Source organism: Nonomuraea cypriaca, from assembly GCF_015645445.1.
Lineage (GTDB): Bacteria > Actinomycetota > Actinomycetes > Streptosporangiales > Streptosporangiaceae > Nonomuraea > Nonomuraea cypriaca.
Genome location: NZ_JADOGI010000572.1, coordinates 1 through 658 on the forward strand (window position 1 = coordinate 1; position 658 = coordinate 658).

Here is a 658-nt window from a genome sequence, read left to right on the forward strand (position 1 = left end):
CGCAGTGGTTGTGATGGGGGCTCGCGGGGGCTTGTCCCCGCGTGGGGGTGCGGGGGCTTGTCCCCGCAGGGGTGTGATGGGGGGAACGCGGGGGTCCACCCCCGCAACGATTGTGATGGGGGAATGCGGGGGCGAGCCCCCGCAGGCTAGGCGCCAGCGAGCAGTTTGGCGAGCCGGTTTTCGAACATGCGGATGACTTCGGGGCGCGCGGTCGTGGCGCGCTCGTAGGCCAGGAAGTCGCCGATCTGCTCGGCGGTCTTGCCGCGCATCCTGGCGCGCAGCGACGCGACGGTCAGCTCGGAGTAGCCGGGCAGCGGCTCGGCCAGGTCCACGGCCGCGACGTCGGGCTCGGCGGCCGGCTTCTCATCGACGGCGGGCTCCGGTACGTCCTTGGGCGCGGCGGGCGCGACCTCAGCAGCCTTCGGCTCTGCGGCCTTCCGCTTGGCGGTGGCGGCCTTCGGCTTGGTGGCTGCCTTCGGCTTGGCTGTGGCCTTCGGCTCAGCGGCGGGCTCGGCGGGCGCTTCCGTGACCGCGGCCTTCGGCTCCGCCGGGGCCTCGGTGGCGGTGGACTTGGGGTCAGCGGGAGCCTCGGTGGCGGTGGGCTCCGGCGCGGCGGGAGCCTCGGCGGTGGTGGGCTTGGGCTCGGCCGGGGCCTCGG

Annotated in this window: 1 pseudogene; it reads right to left on the minus strand. The window is 74.8% G+C overall.

Annotated features, from left to right (window positions below):
• Positions 1-146: 146 nt before the first annotated feature.
• Positions 147-658 (minus strand): annotated as a pseudogene (locus ITP53_RS55665) (hypothetical protein); the annotation flags it as partial.